Source organism: Pseudomonas sp. LAM2023, from assembly GCF_016620375.1.
GTDB classification, from domain to species: Bacteria; Pseudomonadota; Gammaproteobacteria; order Pseudomonadales; family Pseudomonadaceae; genus Aquipseudomonas; species Aquipseudomonas anuradhapurensis.
Window position 1 is genome coordinate 430492 of record NZ_JAENHV010000017.1, and the last position, 23953, is coordinate 454444.

Consider the following 23953-nt stretch of genomic DNA (forward strand, 5'->3'; position numbering starts at 1 on the left):
ATTATCGAGAGCTTATGGACAAGGCAAAATCGATTTAAAGTGAGGTAAATCTGCTAGTTTTTCTCACTGATCATAGAAACCTGTGCCGGCCTCTTCGCGGTTTAATCGCGAAGAGGCCGGCACAGCCAAACAGGGACGCCATGAAGCTGCCGCCACTGAACGCCTTCCGCTATTTCGACATCGCCGCGCAGGCCGAAAGCTTCGTGCGCGCCGCCGAGCACCTGCATGTCACCCATGGCGCGGTCAGCCGCCAGGTGCGCCTGCTTGAAGAAAGCCTTGGCGTGGAACTGTTCGAGCGCCGTAACCGGGCCATTTTCCTGACTCCGGCCGGCCGCACCTTGCACAGCACCACCCAGGCGATTTTCGAGCAACTCGAAGGCGCTGTGCAGCGCCTGCAACAACAGGGCCGCGATAATGTACTGGTGCTGTCCTGCGAGCCCACCATCGCCATGCGCTGGCTGATCCCGCGCCTGCCGCGCTTTCATGCTGCCCACCCCGACCTGCAGTTGCACCTGGTGGCTGCCGGCGGGCCGCTGGACTTCACCCGCAGCGGTGTCGACCTGGCAATCCGCCGCGACGACTTCCATTGGGGCAACCAGCTGCACAGCGTGAAGATCTGTGACGAATGGATCGGCCCGGTGTGCCACCCCACCGCCAGCGTGCGGCTCGACCACCAGCGCCTGCTGCACAGCAGCACCCGCCCCGCGGCATGGCCCACCTGGCTGCGCCTGAGCGGGCAGCAGGCCCGGCATGCCGAGCGCAGCGACTACGAGCACTTCTACCTGTCGATCCAGGCCGCCAGCGCTGGCCTGGGCCTGGCCATGGCCTCCGCCCTGATGGTACGCGACGAACTCGACAGCAGGCAGTTGCAAGCCCCCTTCGGCTTTGTACCTGACGGCTCGGCCTATCATCTGCTCAGCCCCCAGCCTTTGCACGACGGCGGCAAGCGCCAGCGCTTCGCCGCCTGGGTGACGGACGAATGCCGCAGCTGCCTGGCTCAGCTGGGCCTGGTGCAGAACGACGAACCCGAACGGCCGTCACCGCCCCAGGTGCGATAGCCTGCGGTATCGATGTGAATGCGCCCGCTCGGGTAGCGCCCAAGCCCCATGTTCCAGGCCTGGCCGGATTGCTGCCAGAAACGGCATAGCGGGTTGGGGTCGGCCCACACCGGCAGCAGGATATCCACCGCAAAGGCGCGAGTATGCGCGCTACCCACGGCACCACCCGCGCAGCGGTTGAGGCCTGGGTCACGGTAGGCCGACACCACTTCGAACTGGCGCAGGATGCCTTGTTGGTCAAGCACCTTGATCAGCGACAGCGTGGCCCGCACTGCCGGCCAGTTGCTGGCAGGCGGCAGCGCAAAAGGCGAAGCCCGGCACAGCCGCCAGTCCGAAGCCGAACGCAGCAACTGGTGGATGGGCACCACGCCATACAGCCGGGCGTCCACCAGCATCTGGCGAAATGGCCGGGTCTGATGGTCCCCGGCCCATTGCGCGAACATCCACAGGTCACGCTCATCGGCCTGCAGCGCAGCCCCCAGCATGCCCAGCGCCAGCAGCAACCATCTAGCCCTTTTCATCCCTGCTCTCCCTGCCCCAGTATGTGCAACGCTGCCAAACACGGCGGCGCACGACAAGGAGTTAAGCATGCACAAGATTGCCTTACCGGGCCTCGTCGCCCTCGCCTTCAGCGGCCTGGCCGCGGCCGACGCTCGCATCGACCTGGGCGACGCCCAGCGCGTTACCCGCCTGTTCGCCTTCCCCAACAACTGCCACGTCATCTGCTATCGCGACTGGACCCTGGAACAGACCGTCGAGCACTACCTGACCCAGAGCGTACGGCGCGATGGCCACGCCGATGCCCAGGTAAAGGTGAGCCGCGACAACGACCGCCTGCAGGCGACCATCAGCGGTGTACCCGCCAGCTATGCCAAGCCCCTGCGCAAGCTGCTCGACACCGGCGAGCTGGCCTACCAGGGCGCGACCCAGCTGAACAAGGACGGCAAATGGTCCTACGACTGGTACCTGTTCCTGCCGCTGGGCATGGCCCTGCAGAACCGCCGCAGCATCGAGCTGCTGCACTTCCCGCCGGATTACTCGCTGACCCAGGCCCAGGACTACCTGCGCTCCAACACCACCGACCGCTGGGCCGAGCTGCTGACCTTCAACGGTGTCGACGCCAGCCAGACCCCGGCCTACCAGACCATCATCGATATCGCCCCCATCGCCGCGCCGGCCAGCGCCGGTGAAACGCTGAAGGACACCTATAGCTACTTCAAGGACTACCAGGTGCGCATGGTCAGCGAGATGACCCTGCAGAACCCCGCCAAGCCCCTGCCGATGGTCGCCTTCGGCGCGCCAGTGCGCAGCTGGATCCAGCAGCAATATGGGCCGCAGGTGAATGTGCTGGGGTTGGTCACCATCAGCCCGCAAGCCGGGACCAAGGTGCCGGTGCTGGGTGCCAACCACCCCAGTGCTATCTGGTATACCGCGAACAAGGATAGCCACGGTGGCGATCAGGATGCGGCCGATGCCGCGGGCTTGAAAATGATGGGGCAGGACCTGACGGCCGCCTGCTGGCAGGCGGGGATGGGGCGCAATCAACGGGCCGATGCCAAGCTGACGCTGGATGCTTGCGCGACCAAGTGGCAAGTGACGCAGAAAAAGCAGACCTGTGAATTGTTCTTCCGCACCATACGCAAGTACACGCCGGAGCAGGCCGCAGCCAAATGCAATACCGCCAGCGTGACCCGCAGCCTGCGCGAACTGGACAGGCCGGTCGAGGCTCAGCCGCAGGGCTTGTGACCGGCAAACCGCCTATTCGCGAGCACGCTCGCTCCCACAGGTGAACTACGGGCCTCGGGCCTTGCACTTCATCTGTGGGAGCGGGCAGGCCCGCTCAGTCTTCGAGCAGGGTACAGGCCATCACCAACGCATCCTCACGGCCGCCGGCGATCGGGTAATAGTCGCGCCGGCGACCGATTTCGTTGAAACCATAGCGCTCGTACAGGCGATAGGCCGACTGGTTGCTGGCACGCACTTCCAGGAAGCACTCACGACCGTTGAGCTGGTAAGCCCGGGCCATCAGGTGTTCGAGCAGGCGCAAGCCCAGGCCGCGGCCCTGATTTTCCGGCTTGACCGTGATATTGAGCAGGTGCGCCTCGTCGATGATCACGTTGATCACGCCATGTCCCACCTGCTGCTGGCCGTCGAACATCAGCCAGACTTCGTAGGATTTGAGCGCATCCTGGAAGATCCCACGGGTCCAGGGATGACTGAACGCGGCATATTCGATTTTAAGTACGGCATCCAGATCCGCCTCGGTCATCCGGCGGAAACTGATCGAGTCACTCATTCAACGCTCTTCCAGCGCGCCATCAGCTGGCGCATGGCTTTCCAGACGTCCGCCTTGCGCTGCGGCTCGTCCATCAACAGTTCAAGGCCCGGCAAGGCCCAGGCGTCGCCCAGGCCCTCGAGCGTCAGGGTTTGGTAATAGGCGTCGCTGTCGGTATTGGCGGCAAAGCGCAGCGCCGGCAGGCCGACCAGCCACAGGCAGGCGCACGGGGCGTCTTCCAGGCGTGCCTGGACAAAGCCCTGGACAAAGTCGCGCGCGGCTTCCGGGCCCTGGTCCAGGTTGCCGCGCACCAGCAGCGGCCAGCGCACCGGTTCGCCGATGATCTGCGGGGCATCGGGCAGGCCGGCGGCGCGCAGCATGTCCTTGAGCAGCAGGTAGGACGGGTCGCGGCTCTGGAACGGCTGGCCGGTGGCCAATTCCACCAGCAGCAGGCAGTTGCCGGCGCGCAGCAGCTGCAGCGAGAAGCGCGGGGGCGGCACCGGTGCCGGGCGGGTAGCGGCGACCGGCTCCTCGGCCTCGGCGGCTTTGGCGGCCGGCTTGGGCAGACTGGCCGGTCGCGGTATCTCGATTTTCGGCCGCTCGCCGGCGCGCGCTTGTGGGGCGGCGGGCGCTTCGTTGGTGGCTGGTGCGGGCCGGGCTTGGAAATCGACGTCCTCGACCGGTGCCACCGGCAGCAGCAGCTCGGGCCGCGACGATGCGGCGAACGGCAGTTCGGCGCGCGGCAGCCAGTGCACCACTTGCATGGCGGAAAGGTAGGCGCGGCGACGGGGTTCGGTGAGCAAGGTGCGGGGTCCCGAGGGGTGAAGACAATTGCGCATTCTAACGCTGTTGGCATGCGAGTGCCGCAACTGGTCGGCGGATTTTTGATGCCTGTGCCGACGCATTCGCGGGCGCGCCCGCTCCCACAGGCATCACCCACAGTTTGAGGTGCATGGAGGATCTGTGGGAGCGGGCGAGCCCGCGAAGAGGCCAGTGAATCCCTTATAGAAGCAAAGGTTATCTCGCATTACAGACCAAGGGGTGAAAACCTCCCCCCCGGATGCAGTACAATCGCCCCCTTTTTCTTGGCAACGAGTCGAAGCCAATGATCGAACCCAAGCGCGTCCTGCGCGCCCTAGCCGAACACTGGGCCCTGATCGAGCCGCTGTGCGAGCGTTTCGACCAGGGCACCCTGAGCCTGGTCGAACTGCGCCAGCACGTCGCCCGCCAGCAGGTCGAGAGCACACCGCAGGACATCACCCAGCTGCTCGAGGTGTGGATCCGCCTGGACATCCTGGTCCCGGTGGCCAAGAGCCCGAACCGTTTCGAGCTCAACGCGCAGATCCACGACTTCCTCGCCTACCTGCGCCGCGAACACCGGCTGGGCCTGTGCCTGGAGATCGAAGCCTACCTGCGCCACCTGGAGCGCTTGGCCGGGCATATCCAGGATGCCTTCGACAACCGCGACAGCGACGACCTGGCGCGCCAGTTGCGCCTGCTCGACATGCGCGTGCGCGATGTGCTGAAGAAACTCGACAATGACGAGCAGGCACTGGTGGCCGTGGCCGAACGGGCCAAGACCAGCAACCGCCAGATCCCGCTGCGCCAGCGCTATGCCGAAGTGCTCGCCACCTGGGACGAATACGTCGAGCCGATGATCCAGCTGGTCAACGCCGACGGCGCCTTCGAGCAGGGCGTGCGCAAGGTCGAGACGGTGCTGTTGAAGCTGCTCGGCGAACAGGCGCGCCTGGGTCACCTGGTCGACGACGACATGCTGCTGCGCACCCACGCACGCATCCTGGAAATGCAGACCAGCGCCCAGCTGACCCTGCGCCACGCCCGCGAACTGTTGCTGCCGCTGCGTGAAGAAGCCCGCCGGCACAACGCCGTGACCCGTGGCGCCGCGCTGGCCCTGTCAGTGATCCGGCGCAAGGGCATCGATGCCGTGCCGCAAGCCGCCATGCCGCTGTTCACTCGCCCGCAAAGCACCTTCCTCGGCAGTGCCAGCCAGGTTGAAGCCTACGTCTACGCCCTGGCTCGCTTCGAGCCCAAGCCGGCGCGCTTCCCCAAGGCCCACAAGACCCAGTCCGGCGTCCTGCCGCGCGCACCGCGCACGGTCAAGGAAATGGCCGAACGCTGCGAACAGGCCCTGCCGCTGCCCGACCTGATGGTCTGGCTGCTGGAGCAGGAACCGGAAAGCGCCACCGACGAGCTGCTGTACTGGTTCTCGCGCCTGTCGCGGGAAAAGCGCTTCAAGCGCGAACGCCTCGACCGCCGCGAGTACACCACCCAGGAACACCTGGTCAGCCTGCGCTCGTTCGCCCTGACCTCCAGCCGCGAAGACGCCACTGCGTCTACCGAAACCAACGCGAGCCCAGCCCATGCATCTTGATCTTTCCGAACTGTCCCAGCTCGCGCCGATCTTCCGCGAGCTGTTCAAAGGCTTCCACGTCAGCCGCCGCGACCCCGAGCTGTATGCCCAGCTGTCGAACTTCCAGGACCAGTACCGCACCCTGTTCAAGGCCCTGGGCTTCGAACTGGTGTGCGACACCCGTGGCTTCTACTACTTCGTGCCGGACCTGAGCGCCGCGCAGGTCAACAAGACCGCGCAGCGCCTGTCGCTGTTCACCTTCATCCTGGTCGAGCACCTGGCCGACCAGGGCCGCGACCCGATGGCCGTGCTCGACGGCGGCAGCATTGGCCGCGACGAACTGCCGTCGCTGCTGGACAAGTACCGCGACCTGTTCCTGCAGGCCGAAGTGCAGACCGTGGACGAGCTGGAAGAAAAAATCCTCCGGCGTATGACCCAGCTCGGTTTCGCCTTCGAGGAAGGCGGTATCTACCGCTTCCTGCCGCCGATGCACCGTTTCCTCGACGTGTGCCTGGCGGTGCAGCAGGACCGCGACCTGGCGGCCACGCTGCACAGCGACCTGCCACTGCCGACCCCGGTGCTGGTCGAGGAAGAAAGCCCCGAAGAACTCAACCGCACCGACGACCCGCTCGACCTCAGCCCCTTCGAGGGCGAGGAAAGCGAAGAGGAAGCCCTGGCCCGGGCGATCCGCGAAGAGCAACAGGAGATTGACGCATGAGCCAGGAACGCTACGGCATCCGCCGCTTCGCACTGCTCAACACCGCTGGCTACAGCCTTGGCCTGTTCCCGCTGGAACAGCCGCTGTCGGTCTACGGTGCCAACAACCTGGGTAAATCGGCGTCGATCAACGCCCTGCAGTTCCCGATCCTGGCACGCATGTCGGACATGAGCTTCGGCAAGTACAGCCTGGAGCAGTCGCGCCGCTTCTACTTCGCCAGCGACACCTCGTACATCCTCTGCGAGCTGAGCCTGCCCCACGGCCCGCACGTGATCGGCGTGGTCGGGCGTGGCCCGGGCGGCGGTTTCGGCCACCAGTTCTTCGCCTACAAGGGCGAGTTGGACCTGGCCCACTATCAGAAGAACGACACCTGCCTGCGCCAGAAAGAGCTGTTCACCAACCTCGAACGCCTGGGCATCAAGGCCTATGAAGTGAAGCCGGACGAGCTGCGCCGGCTGCTGGTCGGCGGCCACACCTCGGTGCCGCTGGACCTGACCATGATCCCGCTGCGCTCGACCAGCGAGCAAAGCCTGAAAACCTTCCGCGCGCTGTTCATCAACCTGCTGCACATGCGCGAGATCACCGCCGCCAAGCTCAAGCAGCTGTTCCTCGATGCCTTCGAGCACAGCCTGCGCTCCGGCAGTGTCGACTACATCGCCGCTTGCGAAGAGGCCTTCCGCGACGTACGCCGCATGGAACAGGACTACAACGCCCTGGTCGCCGCCGGCCCACTGGTCGAGGCCCTGGCCGGTGGTGTGGCGCAGCGCGACATCCTGCGCGGCAAGCTGCACCGCATTTCACCCGTGCTCGATACCCTGCTGGCGACCTGGCAGGAATACGCCATGGCGCGCAAGGAAGAGCTGGTGATCCAGGCCGAGCACTACCGTGGCGAGCAGGACCGCCTGCAGAACGACCAGCGTGGCGGCACCCAGGAGCTGATGCGCCTGGAGCGGGAAATCACCGGCATCCAGCGCTGGCTGGGCGAGCTGTCGGTGCTCAAGCACCGCTTTGCCCTGGTCGATGACGTCAAGGTCCTGGAGCAGCAGCTGCTGGCGGCCAAGGACGCCCACGACGAACTGGCCGGCGCCCTGGCCCAGTCGCGGCAGTTCAGTGCCGAAGACCTGGACGAACGCGTGCGCGACCTGGAAAAACGCCTGAAGCAGGTACGCCAGCAGCTCGACCACGCCGACAACAACAGCTACGCGCGCCTGCGCGAAGAGTTCTCGCAGCAGGACGTCGACCGCCTGATGCGCCTGTTCAACGGGGCCCTGTTCAGCCTGCCGCTGGGCGACCGGGGGATCGAGCTGGATGACAGCGAGCTGTGGGTAAAATCGCTGGAAGCGGTGCTCGACGGCTTCAAGGGCGAGCGTTTCGAGGCGCCCGGCCTGTCCATCGACCTGTCGCACATCGACCCGCCGGCACTGCAGGCCCTGGCCGACCGCGCCGCCCTGCGCGACCAGAAGGAGCGCCTGGAAAAAGAGCTGAAGCAGCTCAAGACCCAGCAAGCCGTAGCCGCCGACCGCTCCGCGTCCAAGGCCCAGACCGAAGCCCTGTACCAGCAGGTGCTGGACGCGCAGAAAGCGCTGGAAGACTTCCGCCGCAGCGAAACCCTGGCCGCCGAAGAGCCCGAGAAACTGGAGCAGCTGGCGCAGCTGGAAGCCGCCCAGGACGAACTCAAGCGCTCCAGCGATGCCTTCACCGAGCGCGTCCAGCAGCTGTCGGCCAAGCTGCAGCTGGTTGGCCGGCAGATCGGTGACCTCGAGGCCAAGCAGCGCACCCTGGAAGACGCCCTGCGCCGTCGCCAGCTGCTGCCAGCCGACCTGCCCTACGGCACACCGTACATGGAGGCCATCGACGATTCGATGGACAACCTGCTGCCGCTGCTCAACGACTACCAGGACAGCTGGCAGAGCCTGCAGCGGGTGGACAACCAGATCGAGGCGCTGTACGCCCAGGTGCGCCTCAAAGGCGTGGCCAAGTTCGACAGCGAAGACGACATGGAACGCCGCCTGCAGCTGCTGGTGAACGCCTACGCGCACCGCACCGACGAGGCCCTGACCCTGGCCAAGGCCCGCCGCGCCGCGGTCACCGACATCGCCCGGACCTTGCGCAACATCCGTAGCGACTACGACAGCCTCGAGCACCAGCTGGCCCTGTTCAACCGCGAGATCAACCGGCGCCAGGTGTCCAACCTGGAGAGCTTCCGCGTGGTGCTGGCACCGAACAAGGAGGCGCTCAAGCACATCGACCAGATCATCCACAGCGCCGGCCAGTACGAAGAGGGCGAGACCCTGTCGGTGTTCGACCTGACCCAGAGCGCCGAGCAGGACAACAAGAACGAAGAGGCCAAGGAGTACCTGGCACGCCTGGTGGCGGCCAACCACAACCAGCTGGGCCTCAAGGACCTGTTCGAACTGGCGTTCGAGATCACCAAGGTCAACGGCCAGCCGGTGATCCACGCCGACATCGACGGCGCGGCATCCAACGGCACCACCATGACCATCAAGGCGCTGACCAACATGTACCTGTTGCTGCACCTGATGGACCGTGACCTGGCCGGGCGCATCCGCCTGCCGTACTACCTGGACGAAGCGGCGGACATCGACGAACGCAACCAGGCCGCGCTGCTGGAGACCAGCCTGCAGCTGGGCTTCGTGCCGATTCTGGCGAGCGTGAAGCCGCAGGTGTCGGCGCGCGTGGCAATCGACCTGGAAGGTGGCAGCGGGCCGAACGGCATCTACATCGACGAGGCGGACTGGAAGTACATCAGCCGTCGGGATGAGGTGAAGGCGGTTGTGCGCGAAGATCAGGCCGAGGAGTTGGCCTGACAGAGAGCGTGGGGCCGCTTTGCGGCCCTTTCGCGACACAAGGCCGCTCCTACAGGGATTTGCGTATCACCGGAATACGCGAATCCCTGTAGGAGCGGCCTTGTGTCGCGATGGAGGCCAAAGGCCTCCCAGGTTCTACCAGGCGATCAATGCGCCCAAGGCAGGATCGGTATCGCCGTCACCGCATTCTGCGGGCTGCCTTCGATCATCCGGTCGCTGTACACCAGGTACACCAGCGTATTGCGCTTCTTGTCGAGGAAGCGCACCACTTGCATGGTCTTGAACACCAGCGAGGTGCGTTCCTTGAACACCTCCTCGCCATCCTTCAGCTCACCCTTGAAGTTGATCGGCCCCACCTGACGGCAGGCGATCGATGCCTCGGCCCGGTCTTCCGCCAGCCCCAGCCCGCCCTTCACGCCGCCGGTCTTGGCCCGCGACAGGTAGCAGGTCACGCCCTCGACCTTGGGGTCGTCGAACGCCTCGACGACAATCCGGTCGTTCGGCCCGAGGAACTTGAACACGGTGGACACCTGGCCGATTTCCTCGGCCCCGGCCAGCATCGGCAAGGCCAGTGCCGCCACGGCAATCATCCTTTTCAGCACGTAGGCACCCTCAGACCAGAACCAGGTTGTCGCGGTGCACCAGCTCGGGCTCCGCGATGTAGCCGAGGATACCTTCGATGGCATCCGACGGCTGGCCGATGATCTTCTGCGCCTCCAGGGCGCTGTAGTTGGCCAGGCCGCGCGCCACTTCATGGCCGTCCGGGCCGACGCACACCACCATTTCGCCGCGGCGGAAGCTGCCTTGCACGGTCTTCACGCCGACCGGCAGCAGGCTCTTGTTGGCCTGGCGCAAGGCCTGCACCGCACCGGCATCCAGCACCAGGGTGCCACGGGTCTGCAGGTGGCCGGCCAGCCACTGCTTGCGCGCCGCGAGCATGCCGCGCTCTGGCGACAGCAGGGTACCCAGGCGCTCGCCGGCCTTGAGCCGGTCCAGCACGCGCTCGATGCGGCCACCGATGATGATGGTGTGGGCACCGGAACGGGCCGCCAGGCGTGCGGCGCGCAGCTTGGTCTGCATGCCGCCACGGCCCAGCGCACCACCGGTACCGCCGGCCACGGCATCCAGCGCCGGGTCGTCAGCGCGGGCTTCGTAGATCAGCTGGGCTTCGGGGTTGTTGCGCGGGTCGGCGTCGAACATGCCATCGCGGTCGGTGAGGATCACCAGCAAATCGGCCTCGACCAGGTTGGCCACCAGCGCCGCCAGGGTGTCGTTGTCGCCGAAGCGGATCTCGTCGGTGACCACGGTGTCGTTTTCGTTGATCACCGGCACCACGCCCAGGTCGACCAGCGTACGCAGGGTGCTGCGGGCATTCAGGTAGCGCTTGCGGTCGGACAGGTCGTCATGGGTCAGGAGAATCTGCGCAGTGTGCTTGCCGTGCTCGCCGAAGCTCGATTCCCAGGCCTGCACCAGGCGCATCTGGCCAATCGAGGCGGCCGCCTGCAGCTCGTTCATCGCACTCGGTCGCGAAGTCCAGCCCAGCTGGCTCATGCCGGCAGCCACGGCCCCGGAGGAGACCAGAACCAACTCCACGCCTGCCTCACGCAGCGCAACCATCTGCTCGACCCAAACGGCCATGGCACCGCGGTCGAGGCCCTTGCCATCGGCGGTCAGCAGAGCACTGCCAATCTTCACGACCCAGCGCTTGGCGCCCGTCACCTTGCTTCGCATCTTCTTCCAACCTATGTCGAATCTGTAGATACCGTGGATACAAAAACGCCGCTCCCGAGAGCGGCGTTTAGTGTACTGCAACCGGTCAGTCGCGCACGTAAATGATTTCCGGGCCGTCTTCGTCGTCCTCGAAATCATCGTCCCAACCATCATCGTCGCCGATGTCGTGCACGCTCTTGACGCCAGTACGACGCAGGGTACGAGCGTCGTCCAGGGCCTGCAGCTGGGCACGCGCCTCGTCTTCGATGCGCTGGTCGAGGTCGGCCAGCTCTTCGGCGTAGGCCGGGTCATTGGCCAGGCGGTCGGCGCGGTCTTCGAGGTAGCGCATCAGGTCGTGGCTGAGCTTCTCGGTGCCCTGCTTGGCGATGGCCGAAATCACGTAGACCGGGCCTTCCCACTGCAGGCGCTCGACCACTTCCTTGACGCGCTCGTCGCGCTCGTCATCCATGACCATGTCGGCCTTGTTCAGTACCAGCCAGCGCTCACGCTCGGCCAGCGACGGGCTGAACTGGGTCAGCTCGTTGATGATCACTTCGGCAGCATCGGCCGGGCTGCTGCCGTCCAGAGGCGCCAGGTCCACCAGGTGCAGCAGCACGCGGGTACGCGCCAGGTGCTTGAGGAAGCGGATACCCAGACCGGCACCTTCGGAAGCGCCCTCGATCAGGCCGGGAATGTCGGCGATGACGAAGCTCTTCCAACGGTCGACGCTGACCACGCCCAGGTTCGGCACCAGGGTGGTGAACGGGTAGTCGGCCACTTTCGGCTTGGCTGCCGAAACCGAGCGGATGAAGGTGCTCTTGCCGGCGTTCGGCAAGCCCAGCAGGCCGACGTCGGCCAGCACTTTCATTTCCATCTTCAGGTCGCGCTGCTCACCCGGCTTGCCCGGGGTGGTCTGGCGCGGGGCACGGTTGGTGCTGGACTTGAAACGGGTGTTGCCCAGGCCGTGCCAGCCGCCCTGGGCGACCATCAGCTTCTGCCCCGGGGTAACCAGGTCACCGATCACTTCCTGGGTGGAAGCGTCGATCACGGTGGTGCCGACCGGTACGCGCAGGAACAGGTCGTCGCCTTTCTTGCCGGTGCAATCGGTACTGCCACCGTTGGCGCCACGCTGGGCCTCGTGGTGACGGGTGTAGCGATAGTCGACCAGAGTGTTGAGGTTTTCGTCGGCGACCATGTACACCGAGCCGCCGTCGCCACCGTCACCGCCGTTGGGACCACCGTTCTCGATGAATTTCTCGCGACGGAAGCTCATGCAACCGTTGCCACCGTCACCGGCCTTGACCCGAATGGATACTTCGTCAACAAACTTCATTCAAAACCGCCTCTCGCCTTCCGACGAGCTGAATACTGATAAACCTGAGGCTCTTGCAAAAATGAGCGCGGCGGCCCCGTACGACCGTAGAAACCCACGCCGGCAGCCCATACAAACAGCTTTGCAAGAGGCTCACCACAAACGAAAAAGCCCCGTCGCATGACGGGGCTTCTGGAGCGACGTCGCGATTAAGCTGCGACGATGCTCACGTAACGGCGGTTGAACTCGCCTTTCTTCTCGAACTTGATCACGCCTTCGATCTTGGCGAACAGGGTGTGATCCTTGCCCATACCAACACCGTAGCCGGCGTGGAATTCGGTGCCGCGCTGGCGGACGATGATGTTGCCTGGCTTGATAACCTGGCCGCCATACATCTTCACGCCAAGGCGTTTCGATTCTGAGTCGCGACCGTTACGAGTACTACCACCAGCCTTCTTGTGAGCCATGGTTCAATTCTCCAAATAAATTCAGGGGATCTAGGGGATTAAGCCTGGATGCCGGTGATTTTGATCTCGGTGAACCACTGGCGGTGGCCCATGCGCTTCATGTGGTGCTTACGACGACGGAACTTGATGATGCGAACCTTGTCGTGGCGGCCTTGCGAAACGACTTCGGCCACTACTTTAGCGCCAGCAACAACTGGAGCACCGATGGTGACTTCTTCACCGTTGGCGACCAGCAGAACGCGATCGAAGGTCACGGATTCGCCAGTGGCGACTTCCAGTTTTTCGATCTTGAGGAATTCACCTTCAGCGACTTTGTACTGCTTGCCGCCGGTAACGATTACTGCGTAAGACATGGTATTTCTCCGATAATCCTGCTCACCCAGCGCTTTATATGATGAGTATTGGCTGGCATGGCTGCACAGGGCTGGAACGGCCCGGTGCAATTGCGTAAGGCAGGTGCTGCCCAGGAAGTTAGGGTGCGCGATTGTACGCAACCGCGGTTTTGCTTGCAAGTACCGCCCCCGGGCAGGCGGCACCGTGCCTTGACACACCGGGACCCGCGACCTAGCATGCCGCGCAACCTCACTGGAGCAGCCGATGCAACCCCAATCCTTCTACCGAGCGGTGGCTGATGATTTCAGCGCCGTCGACGAGATCATCAAGAAGCAGCTGACCTCGCGCGTGCCGCTGGTATCGAAGATCGGCGACTATATCACGTCGGCCGGCGGCAAGCGCCTGCGTCCGCTGCTGGTCCTGCTGTGCGGCAAGGCCCTGGGCCGCGAAGGCGACGACCTGCGCCTGCTGGCCGCCACCATCGAGTTCCTGCACACCGCCACCCTGCTGCACGACGACGTGGTCGACATGTCCGGCATGCGCCGTGGCCGCTCCACCGCCAATGCCCTGTGGGGCAACGCGCCGAGCGTGCTGGTGGGCGACTTCCTCTATTCGCGCTCGTTCGAGATGATGGTCGAACTCGGTTCGATGCCGGTCATGCAGATCCTGTCCAAGGCCACCCGGGTGATTGCCGAGGGCGAAGTGCTGCAGCTGTCGCGGGTACGCGATGCCAGCACCACCGAGGAAGTCTACATGGAGGTGATTCGCGGCAAGACCGCGATGCTGTTCGAGGCCTCGACCCACAGCGCCGCCGCGCTGGCGGATGCCAGCGACGAGCAGCGCGAAGCCCTGCGCACCTTCGGCGATCACCTGGGCGTGGCCTTCCAGCTGGTCGACGACCTGCTGGATTACAAGGGCGACTCGCAGACCCTGGGCAAGAACGTCGGCGACGACCTGGCCGAAGGCAAGCCTACCCTGCCGCTGATCTACACCATGCGCGAAGGCACCGCCGAACAGGCTGCGCTGGTGCGCCAGGCGATCCAGAAGGGTGGCCTGGAAGACCTCGAGCAGATTCGCGTGGCGGTCGAGGCATCCGGTGCGCTGAACTACACCGCCGAGCTGGCACGTGACTATGTGAAGCGCGCCATCGCATGCCTCGAGGTGCTGCCGGCCAGCGAGTACCGGGATGCGCTGGTTGAGCTAAGCGAGTTTGCGGTCGCGCGTACTCACTGATAGATCGCGTCAACTCCATTCGCGGGCTCGCCCGCTCCCATAGGATAAGTACAGCCCTCGAGGTGGTGCTATCCCGGTGGGAGCGGGCAAGCCCGCGAATGCTTTTGTCCGGACATAATCCCTTCTGCAACGATACCTCTTACAATGTCGGGCTTTACCGCCTGTCTGTTTGAGGAACCGAAGTGAGCACTCTGCCACCCTGCCCAAAATGCAACTCCGAATACACCTACGAGGATGGCACTCAGCTGATCTGCCCTGAATGCGCCCACGAATGGTCGGCCAGCGGCGATGCCGAGGCAGCCAGCGACGAGGTGGTGAAGAAGGACTCGGTCGGCAACATCCTGCAGGACGGCGATACCGTCACCGTGATCAAGGACCTCAAGGTCAAGGGTTCGTCCCTGGTGGTCAAGGTCGGTACCAAGGTCAAGAACATCCGCCTGTGCGATGGCGACCACGACATCGACTGCAAGATCGACGGCATCGGCGCCATGAAGCTGAAGTCCGAGTTCGTGCGTAAAGTCTGATAACGCAAAAACCGCCAATTGGCGCTTGCTATTTAGATAATAAGAATTATTCTCATTGGAGCCGCTATCCAAGGAGAATAGCCATGACTTATCTGATCGACGCCTGGCTGGACCGCCCTCACCCCTACCTGCGCATCCTTCATCGGGAAACCGGCGAAGTGTGCGCGGTGCTTGAACAAGAAGCGCTCGACGAACTGCGTGACCAGGGCGACCTGGACATGAGCGGGCTCAACTCGAGTGAACCGGGGGTGCTCAAGGAGCTGGTGCGCAACCTGTTTCTGTTCTGCTATGCACGGGCATTGCGCCCTGGGGGAACAGACTGGAACTGACTAGCCTGGCGAGGGCTTCGCCCTCGATCGCGACGCAAGGCCGCTCCTACAGGAGAACGCATATCCCTGAACTACGCCCCTGAGGTTGGATTTTTTTGTCCAACATCAGGGGCGCAGTTCACCCTGTAGCAGCAGCCTTGTGTCGCGAATGGGCCGCAAAGCGGCCCCAGCGGTATTACAGAACGTCGAGCAGCTCGACGTCGAACACCAGCACGCTGTGCGGCGGGATGCTGCCAACGCCCTGGGCGCCGTAAGCCAGCTCGCTCGGTACGTACAGGCGCCATTTGCTGCCGGCGTTCATCAGTTGCAGGGCTTCGGTCCAGCCAGCGATCACGCCACCCACCGGGAATTCGGCCGGCTGGCCACGATCGTAGGAGCTGTCGAACACAGTGCCGTCGATCAGGGTGCCGTGGTAGTGGGTGCGAACGTTGCTTTCGCGGGTCGGCTTGGCGCCTTCACCTGCGGTCAGCACTTCGAACTGCAGGCCCGAGGCCAGGGTGGTGATGCCTTCGCGCTTGGCGTTTTCAGCCAGGAATTCCTTGCCAGCGGCAGCAGCAGCTTCAGCCTTGGCGGCCGCTTCGGCTTGCATCACTTCGCGGATGACCTTGAAGCTGGCCGACAGGTCGGCTTCGCTGACGCGGCTGTCGGCACCGTTGAAGGCGTCGGTCAGGCCGGCCAGGATGGCTTCCAGGCTCACGCCTGGTGGCGGGTTGTCACGCAGCTGGCCGCCCAGCTGACGGCCGATGCCGTAGCTGACGCGAGTTTCGTCGGTGGACAGGTTGAGTTCGGACATTGTCGTGCTCCACTGCAGGGCGCAGTGAAGCCGCGCCCTTGATGAAAAGGGCGAGCAGCCTAGCACACTGGGGCGCCGCGAGCAGCTACCAGGCCGAGCGCTGGGAAATCGGCACCTTCAAGTCTTCTTCCGGGTGCGTGCCCATGCCACACATTTCATCCTGCACCGACCAGTGCACCAGGTTCATCGAAACCATGGGGATGGTTTGCAGCAGCTTGCGCGCATCCTCTACCGAGTGCACGCGCAGGCGTTGCCCACGGGCGTCGGACAGCGGATGGGCGTGGCCCTTGACCCGGGCCTCGAGCAGGTAGTCACCGCCTTCGATGGCGATCAGGTTCAGTTCGTCGACATGGCCAGACCTGGCCTCGGTGTTGAGCTGATGCAGGTTCATGAGAGCACCTCGGGACGGGAACCACGCATGAAAGCTCATTTTTTGTACAGAAACGCAGAATACACAAGGCACGACTGACGCCGCTCGTCAGTTGCCAGCGCCAAGCAGCGCAATTGCTGTAGGAGCGGCCTTGCGTCGCGATGGGGCGCGCAGCGGTCCCGGCCATAGTCGTGCAAAGCTGCAAATTCGCGGCGAAGCTGCAATCGTCAGGGCCGCTGCGCGCCCCATCGCGACACAAGGCCGCTCCTACACGGGCCGCGTCAGGCGAGGGTTCAGTGCTTGGTGAGCTTGTCCAGGTAGCCCATGCAGAACGCCGAGACCACGAAGGTCATGTGGATGATCACGTACCACATCAGGTAGTCGGTGGAGATGTTCTGCGCATCCATGAACACTCGCAGCAGGTGAATGGACGAAATGGCCACGATCGACGCCGCGACTTTCATCTTCAGCGACGAAGAATCCATCTTGCCCAGCCAGTTGAGCTTTTCCTTGCTTTCGTCGATATCCAGTTGCGAGACGAAGTTCTCATAGCCAGAGATCATCACCATCACCAGCAGCCCACCGACCAGCGACATGTCGATCAACGACAGGATCACCAGGATCAGGTCGGCTTCACTCAGGGCGAAGACATTGGGCAGGACGTGGATCACTTCCTGGAAGAATTTCAGCGCCAGGGCCAGCAGGCCAAGGGACAGACCGAAGTAGATCGGTGCGAGCAGCCAGCGCGAGGCATACATCGCGTTTTCGAGGATACGTTCCATGGAGGGTTGGGACTCATCAGGTGACTAAAAAAGCGACGGCGAGTATAGCCAGCCACCTGTTGCAGCAAAAGCCCGCTGAAAAGGGGCTGTGCTGCAGCCCCAGCAATGGTTCAGGTTTCAGGATGGAACTGGAAATCCCCAAGGTTGCGACAACGATCGCCATTGATTCGCCGCAACTGCGCCTGCAGGTGCAAACACCAGATCTGCGGATCTTCGGCCACCTGGTAGCCATGCAAGGTCAGGCTGTCGACAATGGCATTCATTACCGACTCGGCCACCAGCGGCCCATGAAACGGCCCCTGGGCCTTGATCGCGGAAGGCTGTTCACCGGCCATTCCAGCAGCGAACAGCAGCGTCCACATACCGTTGTCCCCGGCCAGCGGTCGGATGCAACATTCGATACGGGTCACCAGGCCTAGGCACTGGCGCGTGAGGCTGAGGTTGCGCATGGCCGCGTCCCCTCCAAAGAGCCTTGTTCAGCCTGGAGTCAGGCTGTTTCCATCCTGAACGCTGATAACGTCCTTAAGTTCCAGCATAGAAGAACAGCACGAAAAGATGGAAAACCGGCGCTGAACGGTAGCATATCGCCGCCAGCGCCGATTTATTGACTCAGGCCGGCTTGGCCTGGGCAATCACCTCTTCCAGACGCTCTTTCTCCGCCTTCTCGATTTCTTCCTCGCCGATCATCTCGGCGATCTCGCGCAGGCGCTCTACTACGCGAGCATTGACGCTGCCTTCGGTGAACTGGCCCTTGTCATCCAGCACGCCGGCCTCCTCGCCCACCAGCAGGCTCAGCGCCTCGTCGGCCTGGCTGACCGCATAGACGTGGAACATGCCGTTCTCCACCGCCTGCAGCACGCGCTCGTCGAGCATCAGCGTGGCGACGTTGGCCCGCGGGATGATCACCCCCTGTTCGCCGGTCAGGCCACGTGCCTCGCACAAACGGAAGAAACCTTCGATCTTCTCGTTGACCCCACCCACCGCCTGCACTTCACCAAACTGGTTGATCGAGCCAGTGATGGCGAAGCACTGCTTGAGCGGCGTGCGCGACAAGGCCGAGATCAGCGTGCAGGCCTCGCCCAGCGAGGCGCTGTCACCGTCGACGTAGCCGTAGGATTGTTCCAGGGCAATGCTCGCCGAGATCGCCAGCGGGAATTCCTGGGCATAACGGCTGCCCAGGTAACCGGTAAGGATCATCACGCCCTTGGAGTGGATTGGCTGGCCGAGGTTGACCTCGCGCTCGATGTCGACGATGCCGCTGCCGCCCGGGTACACGGTGGCGGAGATACGCGCCGGCATGCCGAACGCCGAGTCGCCCACTTCCAGCACGGTCAGGCCGTTGCACTTGCCGATGGCCGCGCCTTCGGTGTCGATCAGGATGATGCCGGCCAGCATGTCGTCCAGCACCCGCTGCGAAACACGCCCGGTACGGGTGGCCTTGGCCTTGAGCGCGCGTTCGATATGGCCGGCGTCGGTCATTTCGTCACTGGCCAGCTGGCGAATGAAATCGGCTTCGCTGACCAGCTGGAACAGGTCGCCGATACGCGCCGACAAGCGCGACTGGTTCTCTGCCAGGCGGGCGCTGTAGGTGGCCAGGCGCGCCACCGCATCACTGGTCAGCGGCGCCATGCCCTCTTCGTTGGTGCGGGTGCGCAGCAACTGGGCGAACTGCTCCAGGTTCTCGTCGACCATGGGCATGTCTTCGTCGAAGTCGACCAGCACGCGGAACATCTCCTGGAAGTCCGGGTCGTGGTCTTGCAGCGCGTAGTACAGCTGGCGCGAACCGATGATGATCAGCTTGACGTTCAGCGGGATCACCTGCGGCGTCAGGCTGACGGTGGCCACGCGGCCCAGCTCGCCCAACGGCGACTCCATCTTCAGCTTGCGCGACTGCAGGGCACGCTTGAGTGCGTCCCAGACGAACGGCTCGCCGAGCATCTTCTCGGCTTCGAGGATCAGGAACCCCCCGTTGGCGCGATGCAGTGCGCCCGGGCGCAGCTGGCGGTACGAGGTATACAGGGCGCCCTGGTCGGTGCTGTACTCGATGCGGCCGAACAGGTTGTCGTAGGTCGGGTGGGGCTCGAACACCACCGGCGCACCGCCGTCGGCGTGGTGGCCGACCACCAGGCTGGGAGCATACTGCTCTTCGAGCAGCTTGCGCGCGGCGGCGTCACTCTTGCTGTCGTCGACCAGTTGCTCGACCACGGTCCGCAGCAGGTTCAACTGCACCGACTGCAGGTAGGCACAGACCGCCGCGTTTTCCGCGTATTTTTCCGACAACGGCGCCAGCAACGGCTGCAGGGCCAGGGTGATGGTTTCTTCGTTGAGCTGGCGCAGCTGGTTGTTCGACTCGCGCTTCCATTGCGGCAGGCTGGCCAGTTCTTCGTTCAGGCGCTCCTCGAGCAGGGCGATATCTTCGTGAAACTGCTCGCGTACTTCTTCCGGCAGCTGGGCGAATTCGGCTTCATCCAGGGCCTTGCCGTCGGCCATCGGGGTGAAGGCGACATTGCTGGCATCGCGGTACAGGGCCACGTCCTTTTCCAGCGAGGCACGCTCGATCACATCCAGGGCGCGGTCGTAGCGCTGGTTGAAAGCGCGGTCGATGGCGCCTTTCTTCTGCTGGTAGGACGGGTGCTCGAACACCGCCGGGAAGGTCGCCAACAGGTTGTCGATCAACCCGTTCATGTCGGCAATGAACGCCCCGGCGCTGCCGGAGGGCAATTCCAGCGCGCGCGGTTCGCGGGTGTCATCGAAGTGATTGACGTAGACCCAGTCGGCCGGGGTCTGCTGGCGCTTGCCCTCGGCCTTGAGGTAGCGCTTGACGAACGAGAAACGGCCGGTGCCGGGCTCGCCCATCACATACACGTTGTAACCGGGGCGCGGCATGGCCACGCCGAACTGCAGGGCCTCGACAGCACGTTCCTGGCCCAGGACTCCGCGAAACGGCTCCAGATCGTCGGTGTTGGTAAAGGCAAACTGCTCGGGGGAGAAACGCCGGGTCAGGGCTTCAGGCGCGAGACGCAGGCGCGCAGCGACAGGATCGGGCATTGGGTTTCCTTACTTCGGCGGGGCAGATACGCAGCATTCTGGCGCTGCCCGCGCGCGCCTTGCAAGGCTCCGCGGGACTTTATCTCCAGCCGCAGCGGGTCATCTGAGAGCAAATTTTTCGCAATCAGCAACGCAACCTTTAGATCGTGCCTAAACTCCAAGCTGCGCGGGTGGGTGAAAAGCTTTCCCGACCTGGCAACCGAGTTGCCAGAAACCCTGACCCTTGGTTAAGTCAAATAGAGAACAAATGCTATGAAACGGATTCTTCTGGGTACTCTGTTCACCGTAGTTTCTCTCAACGCCATGGCCGAAGCGCCAGGTGGCCCGAACTGCGGCTGGGGCAACATGCTGTTCGAAGGCCAGCGCGGCACTCCGGCACACTTCCTGGCTTCTACCACCAACGGCACCTCCGGTAACGCTACCTTCGGCATGACGTCCGGCACCAACGGTTGCTCGACCAAGGCTTCGCTGACCTACGGCGGCAAGTCCTGGTTCGCCATGAACGGCATGATGAACGAGCTGTCCGAAGACATGGCCATGGGCCAGGGCGAAGCACTGACCACCTATGCCGTGGTACTCGGCGTAGCGCCGGAAGACCGCGGCTACTTCGCAGCAGTCACCCACCAGCACTTCAACCAGATCTTCAGCAGTGCCGACGTCACTGCCGAAACGGTCCACAGCAACACCCTGGCCGTTCTGAAGAACGATCCACGCCTGGCCAAATACGCTACCGAGGCCTAAGCGCAGCTGCCCCCGCCCCGGCTACGGGGCGGGTTTCGCCTTTTTTCGGCATCGTTGAGAAGTAGTTGCCCGACATGCTCAAACGCCTCGTTTCCCTGGCGCTGTGTGCCTGCGCCCCTGTACATGCCGCACCGTTGCTGGACCAAGGCCGTCTCCAGCAACTGGCCAACACCCCCTACTGGACTGCCCTGGGCCACTACGAAACCGCCAAGCTCGGTGGCTGGCGCAGCTATGTGGACGATGACGCATTCTTCCTCGCCGAGGACGGCGCGCACCACCCCGACCAGGAGCTGCAAGCCACCGTCGAAGCGCTGTACGCCCCGGCCAGCCTCGGCGACCAGCACGCCCAGTGCCGGTTCCCGGCGCGTACCCGCTGGCTGCGCGAACAGCTCGACCTGCAAGGCTTGCCACAGCCGGCCTGCCAGGAATTCACCACCTGGTACCAGTCGATCGACCCGCACAGCGCGGCGCTGATCTTTCCGGCGGCGTACCTGAACAGCCCGTCTTCGATGTTCGGCCATACCTTGCTGCGCATCGACCAGTCGAAAACCCGCAGCGACGACACCACGCTGCTGAGCTACGCGATCAACTTCGGCGCCTATATCGAAGGCAGCGACAACAGCATCCTGTATGCCTGGAAAGGCCTGATGGGCGGCTACCCGGGGCTGTTCGCGCTGATGCCCTACCAGGAAAAACTCTCCGAGTACCGCAGCCTGGAAAACCGCGACCTGTGGGAATACCAGCTGGACCTGACGCCAGCAGAGACCGGGCGCATGGTCGAGCATGTGTGGGAGCTGAAGCAGATCCAGTTCGACTACTTCTTCTTCGACGAAAACTGCTCGTATCGCCTGCTGGAGTTGCTGCAGGTAGCCCGGCCGAGCCTGGACCTGACCTCACAGTTCCCGCTGACCGCCATCCCCACCGACACGGTGAAGGCCGTGAAACAGTCCGGCCTGGTCGCCAGCGAGACGTACCGCCCCTCTCGCGAACGTGAACTGCTGGCCCGGGCCGAGCCACTCGATCACGACGAAAAACGCCAGGTGCTGGCGGTAAGCGCCGACACCGCGCAACTACAGAGCCGCGAATTCAAGGCCCTGCCCCCCCAGCGCCAGGCGCTGGTGCAGGATGCCGCGTACCGCCTGGAGCGTTACCGCGCCAATGGCCAGGAGCGCGACCCTGGGCAGGCCAAGCGCAGTTTCGAACTGCTGCGGGCGATCAACAGCAACCCGCCACCGCCCCTGCAGATCGAGCGCCCGGGCCTGCCCGAGGACGGCCACGACTCGCGCACCTGGCAGCTGGGCGTGGGCACCCGCGAAGACCGCGCCTATGCCGAATACGGCCTGCGCATGGCCTACCACGACCTGAATGACAACGCTTATGGCTTTCCGCTGGGGGCGCAGATCGAGATCCTGCAATTGAAGGTGCGCCAGTACGAAGGCAACGACTGGCAGGTACAGCGCCTGGACCTGGCCACCATCCGCTCGCTGACCCCGCGCAACGAGTTGCTGCAGCCGTGGTCGTGGCAGGTGGCCGGCGGGCTGGAACGGGTACCGGGCAAGCATGATGACGAAGTGCTGGTGAGCCATGTGAATGGTGGAGCCGGTGGCACCTGGCAGCTGGCGGACGGGCTGCTGGGCTTTGCCCTGGGCACGCTGCGAGTCGAGCACCACAACGACTTTGCCCAGTTCATCGCCCCGGCGGCGGGGTTCAACAGCGGGCTGCTGTGGCGCAACGGGCTGGGCAACATGACGCTCGAGGCCAAGGGGGATTACTTCACCAATGGCGAAGTGCGACGCAGCGTGAGCCTGAACCAGCAGTGGGAAATCAGCCAGAACCTGGGGCTGCGCCTGAGCGCCTCGCGCGAGTTCAGCCACCTGGCAACGGCGCAGAACGAGGTGATGCTGGAACTGAAGTGGTACCACTACTGAGTGTGAACCAACCGACTCTTTGACACTGTTTTGACAGCTCCCCGACAAATCGCCACCTAGACTTTCCGGTATCTCTCCGAAGGTCCAGGTGGTCATGTCGCGGTATTGGTCGGGCTTGTGCATTGCCTTGTTGCTGGCGGGTTGCGAAACGACCCACGAACAGCTGGTCGACCGGGGTTATCCCCCCGCATTCGCCGACGGCTATGAAGATGGCTGCAGCAGTGGCCGCCAGGCGGCCGGGCTGATGGTCGGCGACTTCCGCAAGGATGTACCGCGCTACCTGCACGACCGGCAGTACGAATCGGGCTGGGACGACGGCTTCCGCCAGTGCCAGGCCATGCAGAACAGTGAAGAACAGCGCCAGTACCACGAGCGTTTCTGGGACGAGCGTGAACGCGAATGGCAACAGGAAAAGGATCGCGGCGCTGCCAAGGCTTATCGGCACGACTGAGTCGCAATCGGACATTCCTTGAAACCGGCAGCCAGCCATGATGGTCTCCTGCACAAGGAGGTATCCATGAGCCGAGCATTCGTCAACGAAGACCAGGCCGCCGCCCAGGCCGACCAGCCGGTCGAGCGGCGGGTCAGCGAACAACCCAACTACGTGACCGCCAGTGGCCTGCGCCAGCTGCAAGACCGCGTGGCCGAGCTGAATGCCCTGCGCAACGAGCTGCAGGCACAAGGCGAGCGCGGCGACAAGCAGCGCCTGGCCGATACCGAGCGGGACCTGCGCTATTTCAACGCGCGGCTGCAGAGCGCCCAGGTGGTCGCGGCGGCGACGTCGCGGAGCAAGGTGCAGATCGGTAGCCGGGTGCGCTTTGTCGATGCCCAGGACCAGGAGCATGTGGTGCGGCTGGTGGGCGAGGACGAGGCGGATGCGGGGCGCGGGTTGATCAACTGGGGTTCGCCGCTGGGGCGGGCATTGCTCGGGGCCGGGCCTGGAGATGAAGTGCTGTGGCGACGGCCGGCGGGAGAGCAGATGATCGAGGTAGTCGATATCGAGGGCGAGGATTGAAGGCCAGGGGGCTGCTTTGCAGCCCATCGCGACGCAAGGCCGCTCCTACAGCAAACCCCGACAACCTGGGTGACCGCGGCGCTTGTAGGAGCCAGGGGGCTGCTTTGCAGCCCATCGC

25 protein-coding genes are annotated in these 23953 nt (G+C 64.0%); 12 read left to right on the forward strand and 13 right to left on the reverse strand.

What is annotated here, in order from left to right; all coding sequences use genetic code 11:
* The first annotated feature begins 140 nt into the window (after positions 1-140).
* Positions 141-1058, forward strand: coding sequence for a LysR substrate-binding domain-containing protein (locus JKP78_RS11990; RefSeq protein WP_186689213.1), 918 nt, complete (start codon positions 141-143; stop codon positions 1056-1058).
* On the opposite strand, the gene JKP78_RS11995 is transcribed toward JKP78_RS11990, so the two are convergent.
* Complete coding sequence (locus JKP78_RS11995) at positions 998-1579, reverse strand: D-Ala-D-Ala carboxypeptidase family metallohydrolase (RefSeq protein ID WP_200626721.1); 582 nt, start codon at positions 1577-1579, stop codon at positions 998-1000. The genes JKP78_RS11990 and JKP78_RS11995 overlap by 61 nt on opposite strands.
* A 67-nt stretch (positions 1580-1646) precedes the next feature.
* On the opposite strand from JKP78_RS11995, the gene JKP78_RS12000 reads away from it, so the two are divergent.
* Positions 1647-2804, forward strand: coding sequence for a hypothetical protein (locus tag JKP78_RS12000; protein ID WP_200626722.1), 1158 nt, complete (start codon positions 1647-1649; stop codon positions 2802-2804).
* 94 nt (positions 2805-2898) lie between these two features.
* Here JKP78_RS12000 and rimI read toward each other — a convergent pair whose 3' ends face one another.
* Both rimI and JKP78_RS12010 read right to left on the reverse strand, forming a co-directional pair.
* A complete protein-coding gene (gene rimI / locus JKP78_RS12005; protein WP_200626723.1) occupies positions 2899-3354 on the reverse strand; it encodes a ribosomal protein S18-alanine N-acetyltransferase in 456 nt (151 codons plus the stop codon).
* Positions 3351-4136, reverse strand: coding sequence for an energy transducer TonB (locus tag JKP78_RS12010; protein WP_200626724.1), 786 nt, complete (start codon positions 4134-4136; stop codon positions 3351-3353). Before JKP78_RS12010 ends, rimI begins: the two co-directional genes overlap by 4 nt.
* Before the next feature lie 302 nt (positions 4137-4438).
* Between JKP78_RS12010 and mksB the strand changes: the two genes are divergently transcribed.
* Genes mksB through mksF form a run of 3 tightly spaced genes read left to right on the forward strand, consistent with a single transcriptional unit; the run spans position 4439 to position 9250 of the window.
* Positions 4439-5725: an Mks condensin complex protein MksB gene (gene mksB, locus JKP78_RS12015; protein ID WP_200626725.1), complete on the forward strand. Its 1287-nt coding sequence runs from the start codon at positions 4439-4441 to the stop codon at positions 5723-5725.
* Positions 5715-6422: an Mks condensin complex protein MksE gene (gene mksE, locus JKP78_RS12020; RefSeq protein ID WP_170028210.1), complete on the forward strand. Its 708-nt coding sequence runs from the start codon at positions 5715-5717 to the stop codon at positions 6420-6422. Before mksB ends, mksE begins: the two co-directional genes overlap by 11 nt.
* The gene (mksF, locus tag JKP78_RS12025; RefSeq protein WP_170028209.1) at positions 6419-9250 is read left to right on the forward strand and encodes an Mks condensin complex protein MksF; all 2832 of its coding nucleotides are present in this window, start codon (positions 6419-6421) and stop codon (positions 9248-9250) included. The genes mksE and mksF overlap by 4 nt, the downstream gene beginning before the upstream one ends.
* A gap of 146 nt (positions 9251-9396) precedes the next feature.
* Here mksF and JKP78_RS12030 read toward each other — a convergent pair whose 3' ends face one another.
* From JKP78_RS12030 to rplU, 5 genes are all read right to left on the reverse strand, one after another.
* On the reverse strand, positions 9397-9840 hold the full coding sequence (locus JKP78_RS12030) for a CreA family protein (protein WP_085617292.1): 444 nt from the start codon (positions 9838-9840) through the stop codon (positions 9397-9399).
* Positions 9841-9862: 22 nt separating this feature from the next.
* Entirely contained in the window at positions 9863-10981 is a 1119-nt protein-coding gene (gene proB, locus JKP78_RS12035; RefSeq protein WP_186673845.1) for a glutamate 5-kinase, read from the reverse strand.
* 85 nt (positions 10982-11066) lie between these two features.
* Positions 11067-12293, reverse strand: coding sequence for an Obg family GTPase CgtA (gene cgtA / locus JKP78_RS12040; protein WP_170028207.1), 1227 nt, complete (start codon positions 12291-12293; stop codon positions 11067-11069).
* A 188-nt stretch (positions 12294-12481) separates the two neighbouring features.
* Positions 12482-12739: a 50S ribosomal protein L27 gene (rpmA, locus tag JKP78_RS12045; protein ID WP_070092741.1), complete on the reverse strand. Its 258-nt coding sequence runs from the start codon at positions 12737-12739 to the stop codon at positions 12482-12484.
* A gap of 38 nt (positions 12740-12777) precedes the next feature.
* Positions 12778-13092 carry a 50S ribosomal protein L21 gene (gene rplU, locus JKP78_RS12050; RefSeq protein ID WP_003247466.1) on the reverse strand — a complete coding sequence of 105 codons (315 nt, stop codon included), beginning with the start codon at positions 13090-13092 and terminating at the stop codon, positions 12778-12780.
* A gap of 244 nt (positions 13093-13336) precedes the next feature.
* Between rplU and JKP78_RS12055 the strand changes: the two genes are divergently transcribed.
* From JKP78_RS12055 to JKP78_RS12065, 3 genes are all read left to right on the forward strand, one after another.
* Positions 13337-14305 carry a polyprenyl synthetase family protein gene (locus tag JKP78_RS12055; RefSeq protein ID WP_170028206.1) on the forward strand — a complete coding sequence of 323 codons (969 nt, stop codon included), beginning with the start codon at positions 13337-13339 and terminating at the stop codon, positions 14303-14305.
* A 182-nt stretch (positions 14306-14487) separates the two neighbouring features.
* Positions 14488-14829: a zinc ribbon domain-containing protein YjdM gene (locus tag JKP78_RS12060; protein ID WP_009686103.1), complete on the forward strand. Its 342-nt coding sequence runs from the start codon at positions 14488-14490 to the stop codon at positions 14827-14829.
* 83 nt (positions 14830-14912) lie between these two features.
* Positions 14913-15158 carry a PA4570 family protein gene (locus tag JKP78_RS12065; RefSeq protein ID WP_170028205.1) on the forward strand — a complete coding sequence of 82 codons (246 nt, stop codon included), beginning with the start codon at positions 14913-14915 and terminating at the stop codon, positions 15156-15158.
* Between the two features lie 175 nt (positions 15159-15333).
* Here JKP78_RS12065 and JKP78_RS12070 read toward each other — a convergent pair whose 3' ends face one another.
* The 5 genes from JKP78_RS12070 to JKP78_RS12090 all read right to left on the reverse strand — a co-directional run bounded on the left by JKP78_RS12070 (position 15334) and on the right by JKP78_RS12090 (position 20151).
* The gene (locus JKP78_RS12070; RefSeq protein ID WP_170028204.1) at positions 15334-15951 is read right to left on the reverse strand and encodes an FKBP-type peptidyl-prolyl cis-trans isomerase; all 618 of its coding nucleotides are present in this window, start codon (positions 15949-15951) and stop codon (positions 15334-15336) included.
* An 85-nt stretch (positions 15952-16036) separates the two neighbouring features.
* Positions 16037-16342 carry a DUF6482 family protein gene (locus JKP78_RS12075; protein ID WP_170028203.1) on the reverse strand — a complete coding sequence of 102 codons (306 nt, stop codon included), beginning with the start codon at positions 16340-16342 and terminating at the stop codon, positions 16037-16039.
* A 272-nt stretch (positions 16343-16614) separates the two neighbouring features.
* A complete protein-coding gene (locus tag JKP78_RS12080; protein ID WP_170028202.1) occupies positions 16615-17103 on the reverse strand; it encodes a TIGR00645 family protein in 489 nt (162 codons plus the stop codon).
* A gap of 110 nt (positions 17104-17213) precedes the next feature.
* On the reverse strand, positions 17214-17552 hold the full coding sequence (locus JKP78_RS12085; RefSeq protein WP_186673859.1) for a PA4575 family protein: 339 nt from the start codon (positions 17550-17552) through the stop codon (positions 17214-17216).
* Positions 17553-17712: 160 nt separating this feature from the next.
* A complete protein-coding gene (locus JKP78_RS12090) occupies positions 17713-20151 on the reverse strand; it encodes a Lon protease family protein (RefSeq protein WP_170028200.1) in 2439 nt (812 codons plus the stop codon).
* A gap of 252 nt (positions 20152-20403) precedes the next feature.
* On the opposite strand from JKP78_RS12090, the gene JKP78_RS12095 reads away from it, so the two are divergent.
* The 4 genes from JKP78_RS12095 (at position 20404) to JKP78_RS12110 (ending at position 23835) form a co-directional block, all read left to right on the forward strand.
* The gene (locus JKP78_RS12095) at positions 20404-20892 is read left to right on the forward strand and encodes a DUF3015 domain-containing protein (RefSeq protein WP_170028199.1); all 489 of its coding nucleotides are present in this window, start codon (positions 20404-20406) and stop codon (positions 20890-20892) included.
* 74 nt (positions 20893-20966) lie between these two features.
* Positions 20967-22820, forward strand: coding sequence for an Lnb N-terminal periplasmic domain-containing protein (locus JKP78_RS12100; RefSeq protein WP_186689241.1), 1854 nt, complete (start codon positions 20967-20969; stop codon positions 22818-22820).
* Between the two features lie 94 nt (positions 22821-22914).
* Positions 22915-23271: a hypothetical protein gene (locus JKP78_RS12105; RefSeq protein ID WP_186689245.1), complete on the forward strand. Its 357-nt coding sequence runs from the start codon at positions 22915-22917 to the stop codon at positions 23269-23271.
* A 66-nt stretch (positions 23272-23337) separates the two neighbouring features.
* Positions 23338-23835, forward strand: coding sequence for a GreA/GreB family elongation factor (locus JKP78_RS12110; RefSeq protein ID WP_170028196.1), 498 nt, complete (start codon positions 23338-23340; stop codon positions 23833-23835).
* Positions 23836-23953: the final 118 nt, after the last annotated feature.

What these genes read in the sequence shown, in the direction of transcription:
- JKP78_RS11990 (WP_186689213.1), top strand. Translation starts at nt 141, where the DNA reads ATGAAGCTGCCGCCACTGAACGCCTTCCGCTATTTCGACATCGCCGCG.
- JKP78_RS11995 (WP_200626721.1), bottom strand. Translation starts at nt 1,579, where the DNA reads ATGAAAAGGGCTAGATGGTTGCTGCTGGCGCTGGGCATGCTGGGGGCT.
- JKP78_RS12000 (WP_200626722.1), top strand. Translation starts at nt 1,647, where the DNA reads ATGCACAAGATTGCCTTACCGGGCCTCGTCGCCCTCGCCTTCAGCGGC.
- rimI (WP_200626723.1), bottom strand. Translation starts at nt 3,354, where the DNA reads ATGAGTGACTCGATCAGTTTCCGCCGGATGACCGAGGCGGATCTGGAT.
- mksB (WP_200626725.1), top strand. Translation starts at nt 4,439, where the DNA reads ATGATCGAACCCAAGCGCGTCCTGCGCGCCCTAGCCGAACACTGGGCC.
- mksE (WP_170028210.1), top strand. Translation starts at nt 5,715, where the DNA reads ATGCATCTTGATCTTTCCGAACTGTCCCAGCTCGCGCCGATCTTCCGC.
- mksF (WP_170028209.1), top strand. Translation starts at nt 6,419, where the DNA reads ATGAGCCAGGAACGCTACGGCATCCGCCGCTTCGCACTGCTCAACACC.
- JKP78_RS12030 (WP_085617292.1), bottom strand. Translation starts at nt 9,840, where the DNA reads ATGATTGCCGTGGCGGCACTGGCCTTGCCGATGCTGGCCGGGGCCGAG.
- proB (WP_186673845.1), bottom strand. Translation starts at nt 10,981, where the DNA reads ATGCGAAGCAAGGTGACGGGCGCCAAGCGCTGGGTCGTGAAGATTGGC.
- cgtA (WP_170028207.1), bottom strand. Translation starts at nt 12,293, where the DNA reads ATGAAGTTTGTTGACGAAGTATCCATTCGGGTCAAGGCCGGTGACGGT.
- rpmA (WP_070092741.1), bottom strand. Translation starts at nt 12,739, where the DNA reads ATGGCTCACAAGAAGGCTGGTGGTAGTACTCGTAACGGTCGCGACTCA.
- rplU (WP_003247466.1), bottom strand. Translation starts at nt 13,092, where the DNA reads ATGTCTTACGCAGTAATCGTTACCGGCGGCAAGCAGTACAAAGTCGCT.
- JKP78_RS12055 (WP_170028206.1), top strand. Translation starts at nt 13,337, where the DNA reads ATGCAACCCCAATCCTTCTACCGAGCGGTGGCTGATGATTTCAGCGCC.
- JKP78_RS12065 (WP_170028205.1), top strand. Translation starts at nt 14,913, where the DNA reads ATGACTTATCTGATCGACGCCTGGCTGGACCGCCCTCACCCCTACCTG.
- JKP78_RS12070 (WP_170028204.1), bottom strand. Translation starts at nt 15,951, where the DNA reads ATGTCCGAACTCAACCTGTCCACCGACGAAACTCGCGTCAGCTACGGC.
- JKP78_RS12075 (WP_170028203.1), bottom strand. Translation starts at nt 16,342, where the DNA reads ATGAACCTGCATCAGCTCAACACCGAGGCCAGGTCTGGCCATGTCGAC.
- JKP78_RS12080 (WP_170028202.1), bottom strand. Translation starts at nt 17,103, where the DNA reads ATGGAACGTATCCTCGAAAACGCGATGTATGCCTCGCGCTGGCTGCTC.
- JKP78_RS12085 (WP_186673859.1), bottom strand. Translation starts at nt 17,552, where the DNA reads ATGCGCAACCTCAGCCTCACGCGCCAGTGCCTAGGCCTGGTGACCCGT.
- JKP78_RS12090 (WP_170028200.1), bottom strand. Translation starts at nt 20,151, where the DNA reads ATGCCCGATCCTGTCGCTGCGCGCCTGCGTCTCGCGCCTGAAGCCCTG.
- JKP78_RS12095 (WP_170028199.1), top strand. Translation starts at nt 20,404, where the DNA reads ATGAAACGGATTCTTCTGGGTACTCTGTTCACCGTAGTTTCTCTCAAC.
- JKP78_RS12100 (WP_186689241.1), top strand. Translation starts at nt 20,967, where the DNA reads ATGCTCAAACGCCTCGTTTCCCTGGCGCTGTGTGCCTGCGCCCCTGTA.
- JKP78_RS12105 (WP_186689245.1), top strand. Translation starts at nt 22,915, where the DNA reads ATGTCGCGGTATTGGTCGGGCTTGTGCATTGCCTTGTTGCTGGCGGGT.
- JKP78_RS12110 (WP_170028196.1), top strand. Translation starts at nt 23,338, where the DNA reads ATGAGCCGAGCATTCGTCAACGAAGACCAGGCCGCCGCCCAGGCCGAC.